This is a genomic window from Alloactinosynnema sp. L-07 (assembly GCF_900070365.1).
Taxonomy (GTDB): Bacteria; Actinomycetota; Actinomycetes; order Mycobacteriales; family Pseudonocardiaceae; genus Actinokineospora.
Genome location: NZ_LN850107.1, coordinates 395,042 through 413,557, shown reverse-complemented (window position 1 = coordinate 413,557; position 18,516 = coordinate 395,042). Strand labels below are relative to the sequence as shown.

The following is an 18,516-nucleotide window of genomic DNA, read 5'->3' as shown; positions in this document are numbered from 1 at the left end:
CCACCCGGCCGGGGGATCTCCTTATCGTTTTGGAACATGCGAAGGGTTCCGATCGGCGCGGTGGTCCTCGTGGTGGCCATGATCGGTTTGTTCGTCGTGACCAACTGGGGCGCGTGGTTCGGCGGGAACACACCGACCAAGGTCATCGCCATCGACGCCGACGACCCCTTCGCCGCCACCCCCGCCGACGACTGGGCCGACGGCGAGGCCGGGGTCGTCATCCCGCCGGTCGAGCCCGTCGGCACACACCCGGCGACCGAGGTCACCGACGCCTACCAGCGGGCGCGTGCGGTCGTGCTCGCCGCGATGCTCGACCCGGCGGTGATCATGGGCGGGGACAACGAGCCCTACCTGCGCCTGTTCGCTCCCGGTGACCAGGCCGACCTGCGCGCCGCGCTCGCCGACCCGGCGCGCGTCGACCGATTCCTGGTCCGGTTCGGGCCGGGCACCACCCTGCTGCCGCGGCCGCCGAAGGTGCGCGGCCGGATGTGGGCGGAGTCGGCGGGCGCGGGAAAGCTGCTCGTGCGCACCCGGTTCGTGGTCGCATACCCTCTGCTCACCGACGACGGCCCGCGGGTCGAGGTGGCCCGGATCGACATCGACCTCACCATCGTCGGACCCGGCAGGCCCGCAGCAGACCGCGGCGTCTGGCTCAGTCGGACGGAGGGCTCACGATCCTCCACGGAGTGTGACGGCGACCACTCGCGCGCGGCTCTGAGAGGGTCAGGGGAAGGGGTTCTTCCGGACGCGCTGTTCGACCCCGATCGGCCTATCGAGTCGGCGTTCTCCTGCGAAGGCTGACCGCTGATCGGGTTTCGACCACCGTTCACCGCAGCGTCTGTGACCTGGCCGATGGGGTTGTTAACACGGTCCCGGGACATATCGATGAGCTGAACACCAGGCAGTCACCTCGAGCCAGGCCGGACACGGTGCTGGAGCGCCCATGGGGGGCCGGTGGATCAACGTGAGTTCGGCGATCAAGCGGCGTTGCGGGACGCCGAGTGGCGTAACCGCGTGCGGGCCGCGGCCCGCGCCGACGTGCGGGCGATGATGCGCTCCGCGCGGCGGCGCCGGGTCGAGCGGTGGCTCGTCACGTCCATGGTGCTCATCGCCGTCATCGCCGTGTTGATGCTGATGGTCCGGGTCGGCCTGTTCGACAAGGTCCTGACCGGCTCCGGCGACACCACTTCGGCGGGCGACCCCACGGTGTCGGCCTCCTACACCTTCGACGCGGGCAAGCCTTTCGCCCAGACCCCGGCCGCGGGGTGGGCCGACGGCGCCGCGGGCATCACCGTCCCGCCCGCGATGCAGATCGGTGAGTTCACCGCCGAGCAGGTCGCCGACATCACCGGCAAGGTCCGCGACGCGCTTGTGGCCAGCAGGCTCGACCGGACCCTGCTCGTCGGCCACGACCCGAGCCGGTACCTGGCGATGCTCGCCCCGGACATCCGCAAGGAACTCCAGCCCCTGTTCGGCACCGGCGGTGAGCCGCGAGCCCAGGCCCTGGTCAGCCTGATCGCCGACGGCAACCCGTTGCTGCCGGTCGAGCCCAAGGTCAGCGGCAAGATGACCGCGGAGGCCGGTGGGCCGGGCGAGCTGGTCGTGCGCACGAACTACGTCTTCGCCTACGCCTTCGAGGCGCCGACGGTCAACGACCCGATGGACGCGATCGTGGTGGTCCGCGCCGAGGTCGACTACGTCTGGCGGTCCAGCGGTTGGCGGTGGACCGAGTCCAGCCAGGGCCTCTGGTACGCGGGCGTGGGCGGATACGGCTACGCGATCTCGTGTGAGGCGTACAAGAAGGGCTTCCTGGCCCCGTCGTTCCGCGATGGGAAGGTCGTCCACCAGAAACCAGGCCGCGACCGCGACACGTATTTCGATCCGTCCGCGGACCTACCTGCCGAAAGCGGCTGCCCTAACTAGGCAAGATCACCGACTGCACGTGGTCGAAGCCCAGCGCGGTTTTGAGGTTGCCCGCGAGGAAGTCGCGCTCCGGGACGGCGACAGTCACCCCGGCGGTCGGCTCGAAGACCAGCAGCGTTCCCCGCTCGTGGCCCAGTGCGAGCACATAGTGCCGGGGCACGATCCCGCCGACCAGGATCGGCACGGGGACGCCCTGATCCACCGCCGCGACCACGTCCCGCAGGGTCGCGGAGATGGCCCTGGCGTCGGTGTCGTCCACCAGCCGCCACTCGTAGGGGACGCCGATGTGGCGGGTCAGGTAGGCGGCGACCCCTTTCGGCGAGGTGCCCGCGGCCTGCGGGTAGACCACGTTCGTCTCGTCGTGGACCGCGCCGCGTTCGGCGGTGAAGGCGGTCTGGAAGTCGCCGCTGGTCAGGGACAGGGCGTAGCGCGGGTCGTGTTCGGCGCGGGCGACGATCAGGGTGGTCGTGCCGCACGTGGTGGCCTCGTACTGGCGGACCGCGACGCCCATCCGGACCTGCGCGGCCTCGCCGCCGCGGTCGACCAGGGACAGGTGGGTGTTGAGCCACTGCTCGTCGCGCCCGCGGATCCGCCGGGCGAACTCGCCCAGTTCGGTCGGGCCGTGTCCCGCGGCGGCGGCGCGCAGGAGCCAGGCCCGTTCGAGGTCGGATCCGACCGCGGCCAGGAGGACGTCGAGAACCGCGCGGTCCAGGCCGGAGAGGGCGCCGAGGCGGGCCAGCTGGGTGAGCCCCAGACCGTCCTCGTAGTGCGCTGCCAGGGCACCGACCTTCTTCTCGGCGATGACCACCGCGTCTGCCGGGGGCAAACCCGCCGCGACCCCGGCGGCGGCGCGGGCTGACCCCCGCAGGTCGGTGAAGCGGCTGGCGGCGCGGTCGGCTGCGGCGAGGCTGTCGGTGTAGACCTCGACGCAGCCGGTGATCAGGTCGCCGACGACGCCGACGAGCCGGGCGATCCCGACCGGATCGGGCATCGGGACCGACCCGACGTGGGTCGCGTCGTGCGCGGCGGCGTCGAGGGCCCGGTGGAGTTCGGCGTGTCGGCGCTGGTGGTCGCGGACGGCGGCGGCCAGTTCCGCGAGGGTGTCGGCGGTGGCGGTGAAGGCGACCGGGATCCAGTCGACGCGGTGCGCGGTGGCCCGGACGACGGCCGAGTCGTCGAGCGCGGCGACCTCGCGGGCGATGGGGGTGAACGAGGCGGCCGCGACCCGGTAGGCCGCGGCGAGGGTGTCGAGGGCGTCCGGATCGCCCGGCGGCGGGGTCTTGATCTCGCGGACGACGTCGCCGACCACGGTGATCAGCCGGGCCGGGTTGACCAGCGAGGCCAGGTCGCCGAGCTTGCGCACCACGGAGGTGAGCTGGACGGGCTCGGTCATCGCTGCTCCAGCGTCCTGCGCCGGAAATCCGGCGTCTATATCGGTGGTCCAGGTTTCCGCTGGGCGTGCGGACGGAAGGTCTGCGTACTGGTTGTACGTGGGCCTTTCGGCCGTGCGGCCAGCGGGAAGCTGGGCCGCCGAGATAGATGTCGGATTTCCGGCGCAGGACGCTAGGGTGACGCACACGCCGATCTCGGCGGCCAGCGCCTCGCGCAACGCGACGTAGGCGGCGACCGCGGTCTGATCACCGCACGCCTGCTCGGCGCCCGCGGTCGCGTCCTCCCAGGCGGTGCGCGCGTCGGCCAGCGCCGTGGCGAGTTCCATGTCGCCTCCTTCACAGATGTCGCAGGGGCACCGTATGGCATCCGTACTCCCGAGGGCAGAGGATGGGCGCATGCGCAAGCCGCCCGACAAGGATGTCGCCGAGTCCGACCTGACCGTGACCACCCCGAAGGAATGGGCCGCGGGGATACCCGGTGTCGCGGTCGCGCTCAAGCGCGGCGTCGAGCAGATGGGCGTGGTGCGCACGGCGAAGACGCTGCGGCTGCTCAACCAGCGTGAGGGCTTCGACTGCCCGGGCTGCGCGTGGCCCGAACCTCGGGGCAACCGCCACGTCGCCGAGTTCTGTGAGAACGGCGCCAAGGCCGTCGCCGAGGAGGCGACCAAGCGCCGGGTCGGGCCGGAGTTCTTCGCCGCGCACGCGGTGGCCGACCTCGCCGAGCGCACCGACTATTGGCTGGGCGCGCAGGGCAGGCTCACCGACCCGATGGTGCTGCGCGCAGGCGCCACGCACTACGAGCCGATCAGCTGGGACGACGCGTTCACCCTGATCGCCGACCAGCTCCGCGCACTGTCCACTCCGGACGAAGCGGTGTTCTACACCTCGGGCCGCACCAGCAACGAGGCCGCCTTCCTCTATCAGCTGTTCGCGCGCTCCTTCGGCACCAACAACCTGCCGGACTGCTCGAACATGTGCCACGAGTCCTCCGGCGCGGCGCTGAACGAGACCATCGGCGTCGGCAAGGGCTCGGTGTCGCTGGCCGACTTCGAGCAGGCGGCGCTGATCCTGGTGGTCGGCCAGAACCCCGGCACCAACCACCCGCGGATGCTGTCGGCGCTGGAAGCGGCGAAGCGGGCGGGCGCCAAGATCATCGCGGTGAACCCGCTGCCGGAGGCGGGATTGCTGCGGTTCAAGAACCCGCAGAAGCCCGGTGGCCTGCTCGGCAAGGGCACCGAGCTGGCCGACGAGTTCTGCCAGATCCGCCTCGGCGGCGACCAGGCCCTGTTCCAGGCCATCGGGCACCTGCTGCTCCAGTGGGACGCGCTCGACCACGAGTTCATCGAGGCGAGCACGCACGGTTTCGCCGAGTACGCCGCTTCGCTGCGAGACCTCGACTGGGACAGCGTGCTGACGGCGACCGGGCTGCCCCAGGAACAGATCGAGAGGGTCGCGCGGATGGTCGCCGACTCGCCGCGGACGATCACCTGCTGGGCGATGGGACTCACCCAGCACAAGCACTCCGTGCCGTCGATCCGCGAGATCACCAACGTGTCCCTGCTGCGCGGGATGGTCGGCAAGCCGGGCGCCGGGCTGTGCCCGGTGCGTGGCCACTCCAACGTGCAGGGCGACCGCACGATGGGCATCTGGGAGAAGATGCCGGAGCGGTTCATGGCCGCGCTGGAGGCCGAGTTCGGCATCACCGTCCCGCGCGAGCACGGCCACGACACCGTCGCCGCGATCCGCGCGATGCGCGACGGCAAGGCGCGGGTGTTCATGGCCGTGGGCGGCAACTTCGCCGCGGCCACCCCGGACACGGCGGTGACCGAGGCGGCGCTGCGGTCGTGCGACCTGACGGTGCAGGTGTCGACCAAGCTCAACCGCTCGCACATCGCCCACGGGCGGGTCGCGCTGATCCTGCCCGCGCGTGGGCGGACCGAGCGGGACCCGCAGGCCGGGGGCGACCAGTTCGTCACCGTCGAGGACTCGATGTCGGTCGTGCACCGGTCGCAGGGGCGGCTGGAGCCCGCGAGCGCGGCGCTGCGGTCCGAAGTGGACATCATCTGCGGGCTGGCCCAGACGTTGTTCGGCACGCATCAGGTGCCGTGGGGAGAGTTCTCCGCCGACTACGACCTGGTGCGCGACCGAATCTCGCGCGTGGTGCCGGGCTGCGACTCCTACAACACGAAGGTGCGCGAGCCCGACGGGTTCGTCCTGCCCCACCCGCCGCGCGACTCGCGCGAGTTCCCTGGGACGAGCACGGGCAAGGCGAACTTCACCGCGAACCAGCTGACGGTGATCCACGTGCCCGAGGGCAGGCTGCTGCTGCAGACCCTGCGCAGCCACGACCAGTACAACACCACGATCTACGGCCTGGACGACCGCTACCGCGGCATCAAGGACGCCCGGCGGGTGGTGCTGGTGAACCCGGACGACCTGGCCACACTGGGCCTGAGCGACGGGTCGACGGTCGACCTGGTGAGCGAGTGGACCGACGGCGACCGACGCGCCCCGTCCTTCCGGATCGTGTCGTACCCGACCGCCCGCGGCTGCGCGGCGGCGTACTTCCCGGAGGCGAACTCGCTGGTCCCGCTGGACTCCACGGCCGAGACGTCCGGCACGCCGACGTCGAAGTCGATCGTGGTCCGCCTGGAGGCTCAGGGGTAGACGTCTTCGAGCGTGCGGATGTGACCATCAGCGCACTGGAATAAGGCATCTTCGGGCCCCCGGCGGTGTTGACTCTGACGACACCACCGCCGGAAAGGACGCCACGCGATGTCGGCACCCACCACCCTCACCATGTACTCGACCACCTGGTGCGGCTACTGCCGCAGGCTCAAGACCCTGCTGAAGGCCGACGGCATCGAGTTCGTCGAGGTCGACATCGAGGAGACCCCGAACGCGGCGGAGTTCGTGATGAGCGTCAACGGCGGCAACCAGACGGTGCCCACGCTGCACTTCCCCAGCGGTGCCGCGCTGACCAACCCGAGCCTGGCCGAGGTCAAGGAGTTGCTCGCCGCGTAGCGATGAAGTCGGTTGGTGGGCGATCCGTCGTTCGCCACCGACCCGAGTCAGCCTGGTGACAGCACGGCCATCGCCGCGTTGTGGCCGCCGATGCCGCTCACGCCGCCGCCCCGGCGCGCGCCTGCCCCGCAGATGAGCAGGTTCGCCACGTCGGTCTCCACGCCCCAGCCGCCCTCGTCGGCGTACGGCCATGACAGGTCGCCGTGGAAGATGTTGCCGGCGGGCATGTTCAGTTCGGCCTCCAGGTCCAGTGGCGTGCGCACCTCGACGCACGGGTGGCCGTCGGCGTCGCGGGCTACGCAGTCGGCGATGGGGTCGACCAGGTAGCGGTCGAGTCCGGCCAGGTAGCTGCCCGCCAGGTCCTCGGTGGTGGGGAACAGCGACGTCGGCAGGTGCAGGCCGAACAGGGTCAAGGTCTGGGCTCCCCGCCCGGCCAGCGCCGGGTCCAAAATGGACGGATCGGTCAGCGTGTGGCAGTACATCTCACCGGGCAGAAACTCCGGCAGCTTGCCCGAAACCGTTGCCTGGTAGGCGTTCTCCAGCTCCGAATAGGACTCGTCGAGGTGGAAGGTGCCCGCGAACGCCTGCCGCGGATCGACGCCCGACTTGAGTCGGGGCAGCCGGTCGAGCAGCACGTTGATCTTCAGCTGGGCGCCCACCGGCGACGCCGATTCCCGACCGCGCAGGCGGTCGAGGACAGCGGGTGCGACCCCGGACAACACGAAGTCGGCGCCGACTACCCGCTCCCCCACGGTGACCTCGGCCGACCGGCCGTCCGCCTCGATCTTGGTGACCTCAGCGCCGGTGACCACCTCCGCGCCCGCCGCGAGTGCCGCGCGCAGCAGTTCCGCCGTCACCGCGCCCATGCCGCCGACCGGGACGCGCCACTCGCCGGTGGCGTTGCCGATCAGGTGGTAGAGGAAACACCTGTTGGCCAACAGGCTCTCACTCGACAGCGACGTGTAGGTGCCGATCAGGCCGTCGGTGGCGACCACGCCGCGCACCAGGTCGTCGGCGAAGGTCTCCTCGATCGACGCCCCGAGCGGCTGGTCGAACACCTGTCGCCAGACCCGCTCCCCCGCCGCGCCGACCACCAGTGACCGGGCCGCGTCCCGGGTGGGCAACGGCTCCAGCAGCGTGGGCGCCAAGACCTCGGCGAGCCGCGCGAGGTCGCCGTAGAACTCCTGCCAGGCCGCGTATTCCTTGTCCCCGCCGGTCAGCGCGCGGAACGACTCCGCCGTCGCCTGGCCGGGCGCGCGCTCCACGAGCAGGCCGGTCGCGGCGCCGTCGCGGAAAGCTGGTGTGTAAGACGAGACCGACCGCGAGCGTAGGTCCAGGCGCAGTCCCAGGTCCGCGACGATCCGGTCCGGCAGCAGGCTGACCAGGTAGGAGTACCGCGAGAGCCGCACGCCAGGGAACGGGCTCGCGCTCACCGCGGCCCCTCCGGTATGACCCAGCCGCTCCAAGACCACCACCGAGCGACCCGCCTTGGCCAGGTAGGCGGCGGCGACCAGGGCGTTGTGCCCGCCGCCGACGATCACCACGTCATACCGGTCCGTCATCACGCCATGACCCTACGGTATGACCTGATTGGTATGTACCAATTAGGGCAGCGGCGGTCTTAGCTCGACATGTCCCACTCACCCTGCATAGGAGATGCGGATGAACCGCAAGATCACCGCCGCCGCCCTGGCGGCCTTGAGCGTCGCGGGCCTGGCCACCGCGCTCGCCATCACACCCTCGGCCGCCGCGAAACCGGTGTCGGACCTGGAAGCGGCCCTCGCCCGCGACCTGAACCTGACCCCGGAGCAAGCCCAGCAGCGACTAGGCAAGGAACGCGCCGCCGCGAGCGCCGAGGCCACCCTGCGCGGCGAGCTCGGTCCGGCGTTCGCGGGCGCCTGGCTCAACGCCGACAGCATCCTCACCGTCGCGGTCACCGACGCGACCAAGGCCGACAAGATCCGGGCCAGGGGTGCCGTCCCGCAGACGGTCGCACGCAGCCAGGGGCAACTCGACGCGCTCAAGGACAAGCTCGACGGCAACGCCAAGGCCGCGCCCAAGAGCGTCCCCGGCTGGTTCGTCGACGCCCAGAGCAACACCGTCGTCGTGCTGTCGCACGCGGGCGGCGAGTCCGCGGCGCGGGCGTGGGCCCAGGCCAGCGGTGTCGACGGGGTGCGGGTGACGGCCTCGACCGAGTCGCCCAAGCCGCTGATCGACATCATCGGGGGCAACGCGTACTCCTTCGGCAGCGGACGCTGCTCGATCGGTTTCGCCGTCGAGGGTGGCTTCGTCACCGCCGGGCACTGCGGCCGGGCGGGCACCGCCACCACCAACCCGACCGGCTCGGTCGTGGCGTCCAGCTTCCCCGGCAACGACTACGCCTGGGTCCGCGCGGCGGCGGGCAACACCCCGCGCGCGCTGGTCAACCGCTACCCCGGCACCGTGCCGGTCGCGGGCGCCACGGAGTCCCCGGTCGGCGCCTCGGTCTGCCGGTCGGGCTCCACCACCGGCTGGCGCTGCGGCACGATCCAGCAGAAGAACGCGTCCGTCACCTACCCCGAGGGCACCATCACGGGTCTGACCAGGACGAACGCGTGCGCCGAGCCGGGTGACTCCGGCGGCTCGTGGATCACCGGCGACCAGGCCCAGGGCGTGACCTCGGGCGGCTCTGGCAACTGCACCTCGGGCGGCACGATCTACTTCCAGCCGCTCGGCGAGATCCTGTCGGCCTACGGCCTGCGCCTGGTGACCACCGGGACCCCGCCGACCAGCACGACCCCGCCTACCAGCACCACGCAACCGACCAGCACCACCCAGCCCCCCGGCGGTACCTGGGCGCCGTACGTCGCCTACGCGGCGGGCGCCCAGGTCACCTACGGAGGGTCCCGATACGCGGCCTGGCAGGGACACACCTCCCAGCCGGGCTGGGAACCGCCGAACGTTCCGGCGTTGTGGCGACGCCTGTGAACTAGCGCGGTTCATGGACTACCCCCGGCGAACGCAGGCGCCGGGGGTAGTCCCTTCTCCGTCCTGCCTAGGCTGGACCCCATGGGACGAGTGACAGTGCGCAGACCGGTCGTGCGGCTGACCGAAGACGGCAGGCGCACCCGCCCGGACGCGCTGGCCGCCGAGGAGCCGCTGGAGATCCGGGTCGGCGGGAAGCCGCTCGCGGTCACCATGCGCACCCCCGGCAGCGACGTCGAGCTGGCCCACGGGTTCCTGCTGACCGAAGGCGTGATCGGCGACCGGTCCGACGTCTCGGTCGCCCGCTACTGCGACGGCGCCGACGAGGACGGCCGCAATACCTACAACGTCCTCGACGTGACCCTTGCCGACGGCGTGCCCGCGCCGGACCCGGGCGTCGAGCGCAACTTCTACACGACGTCCTCGTGCGGCGTGTGCGGCAAGGCAGCGCTGGACGCGGTACGGCTGCGGACCCGCCACTCCCCCGCCACCGACCCGGTGACGGTGTCCGCGTCGGCGCTGCGGTCCCTGCCGGACCAGCTGCGGGAACAGCAGAAGGTGTTCGCCACGACCGGCGGCCTGCACGCGGCCGGACTGTTCACCGCGGCCGGTGAGCCGCTGGTGGTCCGGGAGGACGTCGGCAGGCACAACGCGGTCGACAAGGTGGTCGGCTGGGCCGTGCTGGAGCGGCGAGTGCCGCTGGCGGGCACGGTGCTGCTGGTGTCCGGACGGGCCTCGTTCGAGCTGGTGCAGAAGGCGGCGATGGCCGGGATCCCGGTGCTCGCCGCGGTGTCGGCGCCGTCGTCGCTGGCCGTTGACCTGGCCGAGGAGCAGGGGATCACGCTGGTCGGGTTCCTGCGCGGGGACGGCATGAACGTGTACGCGGGCCTCGGGCGGATCGGGTGAAGCCGCTCGACGGGATGGTCGTGGTCAGCCTGGAACAGGCGGTCGCGGTGCCGTACGCGACCCGGCTGCTGGCCGACCTGGGCGCCCGCGTGATCAAGATCGAGCGGCCGGGCAAAGGCGACTTCGCCCGCGACTACGACACCTCGTGCGGGACGGTGTCGAGCTACTTCGCGTGGACCAACGTCGGCAAGGAGTCGGTGGTCGTCGACCTCAAGCACGCCTCGGGCGCCGCGATCGTGGCCAACCTGATCGCACGGGCCGACGTGGTGATGTGCAACCTGTCGCCGGGCGCGGCGCGGCGGCTGGGCCTGGACGCCGACTCGGTGCGGGCGGCGCATCCCCGGCTGGTCGTGGCGAAGCTGTCGTCCTACGGCGAAGGCGGCCCATACAGCGAGCGCAAGGCGTTCGACGCGCTGATCCAGTCCGAGACCGGACTCGTCGCGACCACCGGGTCGGGTCCGTGGATGGCGCGCGCGGGTATCTCGGTTGCCGACATCGCCGCCGGGGTCCAGCTGCACGCGGCGGTGCTGGCCGCGCTGGTCCGGCGGGGCCGCACCGGCGAGGGCGCGACGCTGCGGCTGACGCTGATGGAGGCGCTGGCCGAGTGGATGCACCAGCCCGCCCTCTATGCCAACGGGACCGGCACCGCACCCGCCAGGCACGGCGCCCACCACCCGACCATCGCGCCGTACGGACCGTTCCTGTGCGGGGATGATGAGTCGGTGCACCTGGCGGTCCAGAACGACGGCCAGTGGCGCAGGCTGTGCGGCCTGGCCGCGCTGCCTGGGCTGGCCGACGACCCGCGGTTCGCGACGGTCACCGCCCGAGTGGCCAACCGGGACGAACTCCACGCCGAACTCCAGCCGTTCTTCACCTCGACGACCGCCGACGCCCTGCTGTCCGCTTTGGACACCTCCGACGTCCCTGCCGCCCGGACCAGGGAGGTCGGGGAGCTGACGGCGCATCCCCAGCTGACGGCCCGTGAACGGTGGTCGAAGGTGTCGGTTCCGGGTGGAACGGTGCCGATGCTGCGTCCCCCGGTCGACACCGACGGGTGGGAGTGGTCGGCTGCCGCGGTGCCCGACCTGGGCGCGCACACCGACGAGGTCCTGTCCTGGCTGGACTACCCCGCCTCCCGGATCGCCGAACTGCGCGAGCAAGGCGCCATCGGCTAGTAGACCGTCGTCTCTCGTAGTGACGACGGTCTACTAGATCGACTCAACCGATTCCCGAGTTCGAACGTCTTAGGTGTGGGGCAACCTGAGTCACTTTCGACTGAATCGAGAAACACACCAGGGGGCAGGACCGATGGTGTGGTCGGACAGGCCGACTTCGGCGTGCCTTGGTACGTGTTGTGGACCGGGAGGGGGAACCGTGGCCGCACTGCTCACCAGACGATCTCTGCTGGTCGCGGGCGCCGCCGGGCTGGCGACCACCGGGGTGCTCACCGGTTCCTTCCCGTGGATGAACGCCATCACCAGCGCCGCCGCGCCCGACCCCGTCACCCGGGTCGACCGAGTGTTCTCGGCCGCGCGCGGCAAGGACGTCGATCTGGTCACGATCCTGCCCGCGGAGCTGCCGACCAAGAACCTGCCCATGTGCGTGCTCTTGCACGGCCTGCACGGCGACGCCCGCGGCGCGGCCCCGACCGGCCTGGCCCGAGTCCTGGCCGCGGGCGTGTCGGCGGGGACGCTGCCGCCGTTCGGGTTCGTCGCGGTCGACGGCGGCAACAACTACTGGCACGAGAACCACGTCGGCGACAACGTCATGGGGATGCTGCTCGAAGAGGTCCCCCACTGGTTGCGCGAACGCGGCCTGGGTGCGCCCTTCGCCGCCGCGGGCGTGTCCATGGGCGGCTTCGGCGCCCTGCTCTACGCCCGCCGCCGCAACGAACTTGGCCGCCCGCTGTCCGCGGTCGCCGCCATCTCCCCCGGCCTCCTGATGTCCTGGCGCGAGATGAGCACCCGACGAGCGTTCAAGAACACCCAGGAATGGGCGTCGCTGGACCCACTACGCAACGTCGACAAGCTGGGCTCGGTACCGGTCGGCATCTGGTGTGGGACTGAGGACCACTTCATCGAGGGCACCCGCAAGTTCATCCGCCTCGCGTCGCCGGAGATCGGCTTCACCGGCCCCGGCACCCACGGCGACTCGTTCTACCGGACCGTCGTCCCCGACGTGCTGGGCTTCCTCGGCCGCCACATCGCCTGACTCTGTCGACCGGGACCACTGGCAGCCTGGTGCCGATTGGTCCGCACCATCGGGTGAAGGTGGGCGATCACGCTTTGCCCGGGGCCCCTACGACGGCCCCTGTGGGGAAAAAGCGGTGGCGGATAAGGCACCCCACACGCCAAGCAGCTTAGGGGCCGCCGTCCCCCCAGACAAAGCATGATCGCCCACCTTCACCCGATGCTGCTTGGGCACGGACGGCTCGACCGTCGCACCTGCCTCGACGAGTTCGTGGGCAAGTCAGCCGCGCCCTGCCCCCGGTCAGCCGTGCAGGGGCAGGACGTACGGCCACTCCGTCGGGGCTACGCCGACTTCTCGCGCCGCTCGCGGCGGGAAGGTTGGCGGGAGACGATGGTCGGGTTCACGTTCTCGCGGACCGTCTGCTCGGTGATGACCACCTTGGCGACGTCCGTGCGGCTCGGGATGTCGTACATCACCGACTGCAGGACCTCTTCCATGATGGCGCGCAGGCCACGGGCGCCGGTGCCGCGCAGGATCGCCTGGTCGGCGACGGCCTCCAGGGCGGTGGCGGTGAACTCCAGCTCGACGCCGTCCATCTCGAACAGCTTCTGGTACTGCTTGACCAGCGCGTTGCGCGGCGCGGTCAAGATCTGGACCAGGGACTCCTTGTCCAGATTCGTCACGCTGGCCAGGACCGGCAAACGGCCGATGAACTCGGGGATCAAGCCGAACTTGATCAGGTCCTCCGGCATGGTGTCGGAGAAGAAGTCGGCGTTGTCGATGTCGGCCTTCGACCGGATCTCGGCGCCGAAACCGAGGCCGCGCTTGCCGACCCGGTCCTGGATGATCTTCTCCAGGCCCGCGAACGCGCCCGCCACGATGAACAGCACGTTCGTCGTGTCGATCTGGATGAACTCCTGGTGGGGGTGCTTGCGGCCGCCCTGCGGGGGCACGCTGGCGGTGGTGCCCTCCAGGATCTTGAGCAGCGCCTGCTGCACACCCTCGCCGGAGACGTCGCGGGTGATCGACGGGTTCTCGCTCTTGCGGGCGATCTTGTCGACCTCGTCGATGTAGATGATCCCGGTCTCGGCCCGCTTGACGTCGTAGTCCGCGGCCTGGATCAGCTTGAGCAGGATGTTCTCGACGTCCTCGCCGACGTAGCCCGCCTCCGTCAGCGCGGTGGCGTCGGCGATGGCGAACGGGACGTTGAGCAGCTTGGCCAGCGTCTGCGCGAGGTATGTCTTGCCGCAACCCGTGGGGCCGAGCATGAGGATGTTCGACTTCGACAGCTCGACGGTCTCTTCGCGATCCCGGCCCTCACGGCCCTCAGGACGGGCACGGTCGCCGGCCTGGATGCGCTTGTAGTGGTTGTAGACCGCCACGGCCAGCGAGCGCTTGGCGTCGTCCTGGCCGATCACGTAGCTGTCGAGGAACTCGTGGATCTCGACCGGCTTGGGCAACTCGTCGAGTTTGACGTCGCCCGCCTCGGCGAGCTCCTCCTCGATGATCTCGTTGCACAAGTCGATGCACTCGTCACAGATGTACACGCCGGGACCGGCGATGAGCTTTTTCACCTGCTTCTGACTCTTTCCGCAGAAAGAGCATTTGAGCAGGTCTCCGCCGTCACCGATTCGCGCCATGACGTCTGACCTCTGTCCCCTCCGGCGCTCTCCGGGAAGCGCGCCTGGCTGTGTTGCCTTCGACGGTACCTGCCAACACCCGTTGTGCGGGAGAACCCGCACCCGGCGCGGCCGATTTCAATCGAAAGCCCTAGCTGACTACGGTAAGCCCAGAGGGCCCCGCGTGTCGGTCACTTTCGTGCTGAATTCGTCCGCGCCGGGCGTTAAGGGCTAGCCCTTGGCCGAGAGCTTGCGGTACGGCAGCACCTCGTCGATGATGCCGTACTCCTTGGCCTCGGCCGCGGTGAGGATCTTGTCGCGCTCGATGTCCTTGCGCACGGTTTCCTCGTCCTTGCCGGTGTGCCTGGCCAGCGTCGACTCCAGCAGACGCCGCACGCGCTGGATCTCCGCGGCCTGGATCTCCAGGTCGGAGACCTGACCGTAGACACCCTCGGTCGACGGCTGGTGGATGAGCACTCGGGCGTTGGGCAGCGCGAACCGCTTGCCGGGCGAGCCCGCCGAGAGGATCACCGCCGCCGCCGAGGCGGCCTGGCCGAGGCAGAACGTCTGGATGTCGGGCCGGACGTACTGCATCGTGTCGTAGATGGCCATCAGCGAGGTGAACGAACCACCCGGGGAGTTGATGTACATCGTGATGTCGCGGTCGGGGTCGACCGACTCCAGGTAGATCAGCTGGGCCATCACGTCGTTGGCCGAGGCGTCGTCGATCTGCACGCCGAGGAAGATGACGCGCTCCTCGAACAGCTTGTTGTACGGGTTGGACTCCTTGACCCCGTAGCTCGTGCGCTCGACGAACGAGGGCAGCACGTAGCGGGACTGGGGAAGCTGCATTCCACTCATGGCGGTACTCCTCTCGTCGTCAGTTGTTGGTCTGGGTGGCGCGGGACACCACGTGGTCGACGAAGCCGTATTCCTTGGCTTCCTCGGCGGTGAACCATGCGTCGCGGTCGGCGTCGGCGGTGACCTTCTCGACCGTCTGCCCGGTCTGCTCGGCGGTGATGAGCGCCATCTCGTGCTTCCACTTCGCGTACACCTGCGCGCGAATGGCGATGTCGGAGGCCGTGCCGCCGACACCGGCCGATGGCTGGTGCATCATGATCCGCGCGTGCGGCAGGGCGTAGCGCTTGCCCGGGGTGCCCGAGGCCAGCAGGAACTGGCCCATGGACGCGGCTAGGCCCATGCCCCAGGTCGCCACGTCGGGCTCGATGAGCTGCATGGTGTCGTAGATGGCCATGCCCGCGGTGACCGAGCCGCCCGGGGAGTTGATGTAGAAGGTGATGTCCTTCTCCGGGTCCTCGGCGGCCAGCAGCAGCAGCTGCGCGGTGATCCGGTTGGCGATGTCGTCGTCGACCTCGGAGCCGAGGAAGACGATGCGCTCACGGAGCAGCCGCTCGTACACCGAGTCGTTCAGGTTGAGCCCCGCGGTGGCGGACCGCATGTGGGGCGAGAGGTGCTGCGTCACGTCTGCCTGCCTTCTCCAGTCTGACTAGATCAGTCCAACGAACCAGTGATCTCGTAACCGACCCTAACGAAAGCGGGCGGCGCCGACTTCCCGACACCGCCCTATTTCGCTCAGAGCGTCAATTGCGATCCTCGCGGCCCTGGGGGACCGCGCTAACAGTCGTCACTCAGCAGACACGGTCTCGGCAGCAGGCGCCTCTTCGACCTTGCCGAACAGCTCCTCCAGGTCGACCTTGTTGCCGGAGGAGTCGGTCACGGCGGCCTGGCGCACGACCGACGCGAGCGCCTTGCCGCGGCGCACGTCGGCGAAGATCGCGCCGAGCTGGCCGGACTGCTGGGCGCGCTGGACGTACTCGTCCGGGCTCACGCCGAAGCGCTGCGCCTGGTAGATGATCCGCTCGGTCAGCTCGCCGTCGTTGACCTGGACCTGCTCGTTCTCGGCGATCGAGTCGAGGATGAGCTGGGTCTTGACCGCCTTCTCGGCGTCGGCGCGGACCTCGGCGTCGAAGTCCTCGCGGGTCTGGTCCTGGGTGGCCAGGAACTCGTTGAGCTTGTCCTGGTCGTGGTCGAACGAGTGCACCGCGTCGTGCTGGCGGGACTCGACCTCGGCCTCGACGACCTTCTCCGGTAGCGGGACCTCGACGGTCTCCAGCAGCGCCTCAAGGACCTTGTCACGGGCCTGGACGCCCTGCTGCATCTTCTTGACCCTGGTCAGCCGCTCGCGCAGGTCGGCGCGCAGTTCCTCGATCGTGTCGAACTCGCTGGCCAGCTGGGCGAAGTCGTCGTCGGCCTCGGGCAGCTCGCGCACCTTCACCGACTGCACGGTGACCGCGACGTCGGCTTCCTTGCCCGCGTACTCGCCCGCGACCAGGGTGGTGGGGAAGTTCTTGGTCTCACCGGCGGAGGCACCGATCAGGGCCTCGTCGATGCCCTCGATCAGCTCGCCGGAGCCGACCTCGTAGGACAGGCCGCTGGTCTTGGCCTCCTCGACGTCCTCGCCGTCGACGGTCGCGGCGAGGTCGATGGAGACGAAGTCGCCGTTCTCGACCGGGCGCTCGGCGCCGGTCAGCGTGCCGAACCGGGCGCGCAGCTCGTCGAGCTGCTCGTCGACCTCGGCGTCGGCGAGCTCGAGGTCGTCGACGGTGACGGCGAACTCGCCGTAGGCCGGGATGGTGATGTCGGGGCGGACGTCGACCTCGGCGGTGAAGGCGAGGTGGTCGCCGTCCTCGAGCTTGGTGACCTCGATGTCGGGCTGGCCCAGCGCCTTGATCTCACTGGCGGTGAGGGCTTCCATGTACTTGGCCGGGATGGCCTCGTTGATGACCTCGTCGAGGATCGGCGCGCGACCCACGCGCGACTCGATGACCCTGGCGGGGGCCTTGCCGGGGCGGAACCCCGGGATGCGGACCTGGCTGGCGAGCTTGCGGTATGCGCGGTCGAAGTTCGGCTTGAGCTCGTCGAACGGCACCTCGACGTTGATCCGTACCCGCGTCGGGCTCAGGTGCTCGACGGTGCTCTTCAACGTGATCTCCTAGGACGACTGACAGACGGCTGTGTGCTGGACGCGCCCCGAGCACGAAAGTGGCCGGGGTCGATCCACGAGTCTAGGCGAGCTTGCCCAGGTCGGGACCGGGCGGGGTGCGCAGGGCGGGCAGCACGTGCGCGCCGAGCGCGTCGACGGTGCGCAGGGTGCGACCGGGGTCACCGGTCACGTCCACCATCGCGATGATCCGACTGACGCCGGACCGGCGCACGCTCTTCCGTAGGGCGCGCAGGCAGTAGTCCGCGTGGCCCACCGGATGCAGGTCGCAGAGCAGCCGGGCGTAGGCGTGCGGGTCGCGGGTCGGGCCGGGCCTGCCGTCGACTGGGCGGTGCGCGGCCAGGCCGTCGCGCAGCCAGCCGGGGAGCGCGGCCATGACTTCGGTCACGGCCTGCTCGCGGCTGTCCCCGACATGGGCGATGACGGCGGAGACGTGCTGGGCGTCCGGTGGACCGCCTTGTCGGCGGTAACGGGTGATGAGCGCGCGCTTGTCGTCGTCTCCGATGTGCATTCCGAGCAGCATCGGGAGCCCCCGCCGGGCGGCCAGGTCGACGGTGGCGTCGGAGGTGCACGCCACCACGACCGGCGGCGGATCCTGGGCAGGCGCGGGGACGACCGGGACCTCGCGGAACGGGAACCAGGCGTCGCCGCTGGTCACCGGGCCGCGGAGGGTCTTGAGGAGAAGGTCGAGCCCGTCGGCGAAGCCGTGTTCGTAGCGGGGCAGGCCGCCGCCGAAGACCTCCAGGTCGACCCACGGCCCGCCCCTGCCGACACCGAGGGTCAACCGGCCGCGGGCCAGGCCGTCGAGCAGCAGCGCCCGCTCCCCCAGCGCGACCGGGTGCACGGTGCTCAGCACGCTCACCGCCGTGCCGACAGCCATGCGCCTGGTCGCGCCGAGGGCGAACGCGGCGAAGGTCAACGCGTCCGGGCAGACGCCGTAGGGCATGAAGTGGTGCTCGGCGAACCAAACGTCGTCAAGCCCCGCGTCTTCCGCCGCTGCCACCGTCGAGAGCGCCCTTTCGAGCGCGTGATGGTCTCCCTGCCCAGGGAATCGACCCGCCAGAACGAAGACCCCGAGCCGAATCAGCAGTCCCGGAGCTCGGGCGACTGATTGAGGAGCTGGCCGCGCGGGGAGATGAAGGCGCGGTAGCGGTCGCCGTCGACGGCGCCTGGGGCGAACGCGCCGACGCGGTGGCAGTTCTGGAAGGCGAGCTTGACGCCGAAGTGGCGTTCCAAGCCGCCGCGGATGGCGTCGGAGGCGAGGGCTCGGAGGAGCTGGCCGCGTTCGGCCTCACTGGGCGGGGGGATCTCATGGTCAGCGAACCCACTGGCGTCGACGGAGGTCGCGACGCCGGAGATCACTTCCCAGGCGTAGGGCAGTGAGGTGCGCACGCAGTCGATGAACTCGGCGTCCGATACGGGTCCGCGCTCGGCGGCGGCCAGCAGGTCGGGGGAAACATCGAGAGACATGAAACCT

The 18,516-nt window shown here is 70.2% G+C and carries 16 protein-coding genes; 8 read left to right on the top strand and 8 right to left on the bottom strand.

What is annotated here, in order from left to right; translation table 11 throughout:
- The first annotated feature begins 36 nt into the window (after window positions 1-36).
- A complete protein-coding gene (locus BN1701_RS02000; protein ID WP_054044889.1) occupies window positions 37-801 on the top strand; it encodes a hypothetical protein in 765 nt (254 codons plus the stop codon).
- A gap of 153 nt (window positions 802-954) precedes the next feature.
- On the top strand, window positions 955-1,923 hold the full coding sequence (locus BN1701_RS01995) for a hypothetical protein (RefSeq protein WP_054044887.1): 969 nt from the start codon (window positions 955-957) through the stop codon (window positions 1,921-1,923).
- Here BN1701_RS01995 and BN1701_RS01990 read toward each other — a convergent pair.
- A complete protein-coding gene (locus tag BN1701_RS01990; RefSeq protein WP_054044885.1) occupies window positions 1,916-3,640 on the bottom strand; it encodes a hypothetical protein in 1,725 nt (574 codons plus the stop codon). The two genes, BN1701_RS01995 and BN1701_RS01990, sit on opposite strands and share 8 nt — an antisense overlap.
- Window positions 3,641-3,710: 70 nt before the next feature.
- Here BN1701_RS01990 and BN1701_RS01985 point away from each other — a divergent pair, with 70 nt between their 5' ends.
- Together BN1701_RS01985 and BN1701_RS01980 are read left to right on the top strand one after the other, a co-directional pair.
- The gene (locus BN1701_RS01985) at window positions 3,711-5,981 is read left to right on the top strand and encodes an FdhF/YdeP family oxidoreductase (RefSeq protein ID WP_054044883.1); all 2,271 of its coding nucleotides are present in this window, start codon (window positions 3,711-3,713) and stop codon (window positions 5,979-5,981) included.
- 108 nt (window positions 5,982-6,089) lie between these two features.
- The gene (locus tag BN1701_RS01980; protein WP_054044881.1) at window positions 6,090-6,338 is read left to right on the top strand and encodes a mycoredoxin; all 249 of its coding nucleotides are present in this window, start codon (window positions 6,090-6,092) and stop codon (window positions 6,336-6,338) included.
- A 47-nt stretch (window positions 6,339-6,385) separates the two neighbouring features.
- On the opposite strand, the gene BN1701_RS01975 is transcribed toward BN1701_RS01980, so the two are convergent.
- Window positions 6,386-7,900 (bottom strand): NAD(P)/FAD-dependent oxidoreductase, encoded by a 1,515-nt coding sequence (locus BN1701_RS01975; protein ID WP_054044878.1) that lies wholly within the window; start codon window positions 7,898-7,900, stop codon window positions 6,386-6,388.
- A gap of 100 nt (window positions 7,901-8,000) precedes the next feature.
- Between BN1701_RS01975 and BN1701_RS01970 the strand changes: the two genes are divergently transcribed.
- The 4 genes from BN1701_RS01970 to BN1701_RS01955 all read left to right on the top strand — a co-directional run bounded on the left by BN1701_RS01970 (window position 8,001) and on the right by BN1701_RS01955 (window position 12,419).
- Window positions 8,001-9,305, top strand: a complete 1,305-nt coding sequence (locus BN1701_RS01970) for an alpha-lytic protease prodomain-containing protein (protein WP_054044875.1) — start codon at window positions 8,001-8,003, stop codon at window positions 9,303-9,305.
- Between the two features lie 81 nt (window positions 9,306-9,386).
- Window positions 9,387-10,208: a formate dehydrogenase accessory sulfurtransferase FdhD gene (gene fdhD / locus BN1701_RS01965; protein WP_054044873.1), complete on the top strand. Its 822-nt coding sequence runs from the start codon at window positions 9,387-9,389 to the stop codon at window positions 10,206-10,208.
- A complete protein-coding gene (locus BN1701_RS01960) occupies window positions 10,205-11,383 on the top strand; it encodes a CaiB/BaiF CoA-transferase family protein (RefSeq protein WP_054044871.1) in 1,179 nt (392 codons plus the stop codon). The genes fdhD and BN1701_RS01960 overlap by 4 nt, the downstream gene beginning before the upstream one ends.
- Before the next feature lie 133 nt (window positions 11,384-11,516).
- On the top strand, window positions 11,517-12,419 hold the full coding sequence (locus BN1701_RS01955) for an alpha/beta hydrolase-fold protein (RefSeq protein WP_082859610.1): 903 nt from the start codon (window positions 11,517-11,519) through the stop codon (window positions 12,417-12,419).
- Window positions 12,420-12,739: 320 nt separating this feature from the next.
- Here the strand turns inward: BN1701_RS01955 and clpX are convergent, their stop codons facing one another.
- The 6 genes from clpX to BN1701_RS01925 form a co-directional block, all read right to left on the bottom strand.
- Window positions 12,740-14,038, bottom strand: coding sequence for an ATP-dependent Clp protease ATP-binding subunit ClpX (clpX, locus tag BN1701_RS01950; RefSeq protein WP_054044868.1), 1,299 nt, complete (start codon window positions 14,036-14,038; stop codon window positions 12,740-12,742).
- A gap of 210 nt (window positions 14,039-14,248) precedes the next feature.
- A complete protein-coding gene (locus BN1701_RS01945) occupies window positions 14,249-14,878 on the bottom strand; it encodes an ATP-dependent Clp protease proteolytic subunit (RefSeq protein WP_054044866.1) in 630 nt (209 codons plus the stop codon).
- Between the two features lie 19 nt (window positions 14,879-14,897).
- Window positions 14,898-15,500: an ATP-dependent Clp protease proteolytic subunit gene (locus tag BN1701_RS01940; protein WP_082859609.1), complete on the bottom strand. Its 603-nt coding sequence runs from the start codon at window positions 15,498-15,500 to the stop codon at window positions 14,898-14,900.
- 162 nt (window positions 15,501-15,662) lie between these two features.
- Window positions 15,663-17,021 (bottom strand): trigger factor, encoded by a 1,359-nt coding sequence (tig, locus tag BN1701_RS01935; RefSeq protein WP_054044865.1) that lies wholly within the window; start codon window positions 17,019-17,021, stop codon window positions 15,663-15,665.
- 82 nt (window positions 17,022-17,103) lie between these two features.
- Complete coding sequence (locus tag BN1701_RS01930; protein WP_054044863.1) at window positions 17,104-18,123, bottom strand: LLM class flavin-dependent oxidoreductase; 1,020 nt, start codon at window positions 18,121-18,123, stop codon at window positions 17,104-17,106.
- Window positions 18,123-18,509, bottom strand: coding sequence for an SCO5389 family protein (locus BN1701_RS01925; RefSeq protein WP_054044861.1), 387 nt, complete (start codon window positions 18,507-18,509; stop codon window positions 18,123-18,125). The genes BN1701_RS01930 and BN1701_RS01925 overlap by 1 nt, the downstream gene beginning before the upstream one ends.
- Window positions 18,510-18,516 lie beyond the last annotated feature (7 nt).

Coding starts and splice junctions, on each gene's coding strand:
- BN1701_RS02000 (WP_054044889.1), top strand. CDS start 37: ATGCGAAGGGTTCCGATCGGCGCGGTGGTCCTCGTGGTGGCCATGATC.
- BN1701_RS01990 (WP_054044885.1), bottom strand. CDS start 3,640: ATGGAACTCGCCACGGCGCTGGCCGACGCGCGCACCGCCTGGGAGGAC.
- BN1701_RS01985 (WP_054044883.1), top strand. CDS start 3,711: ATGCGCAAGCCGCCCGACAAGGATGTCGCCGAGTCCGACCTGACCGTG.
- BN1701_RS01980 (WP_054044881.1), top strand. CDS start 6,090: ATGTCGGCACCCACCACCCTCACCATGTACTCGACCACCTGGTGCGGC.
- BN1701_RS01975 (WP_054044878.1), bottom strand. CDS start 7,900: ATGACGGACCGGTATGACGTGGTGATCGTCGGCGGCGGGCACAACGCC.
- BN1701_RS01970 (WP_054044875.1), top strand. CDS start 8,001: ATGAACCGCAAGATCACCGCCGCCGCCCTGGCGGCCTTGAGCGTCGCG.
- fdhD (WP_054044873.1), top strand. CDS start 9,387: ATGGGACGAGTGACAGTGCGCAGACCGGTCGTGCGGCTGACCGAAGAC.
- BN1701_RS01955 (WP_082859610.1), top strand. CDS start 11,517: ATGGTGTGGTCGGACAGGCCGACTTCGGCGTGCCTTGGTACGTGTTGT.
- clpX (WP_054044868.1), bottom strand. CDS start 14,038: ATGGCGCGAATCGGTGACGGCGGAGACCTGCTCAAATGCTCTTTCTGC.
- BN1701_RS01945 (WP_054044866.1), bottom strand. CDS start 14,878: ATGAGTGGAATGCAGCTTCCCCAGTCCCGCTACGTGCTGCCCTCGTTC.
- BN1701_RS01925 (WP_054044861.1), bottom strand. CDS start 18,509: ATGTCTCTCGATGTTTCCCCCGACCTGCTGGCCGCCGCCGAGCGCGGA.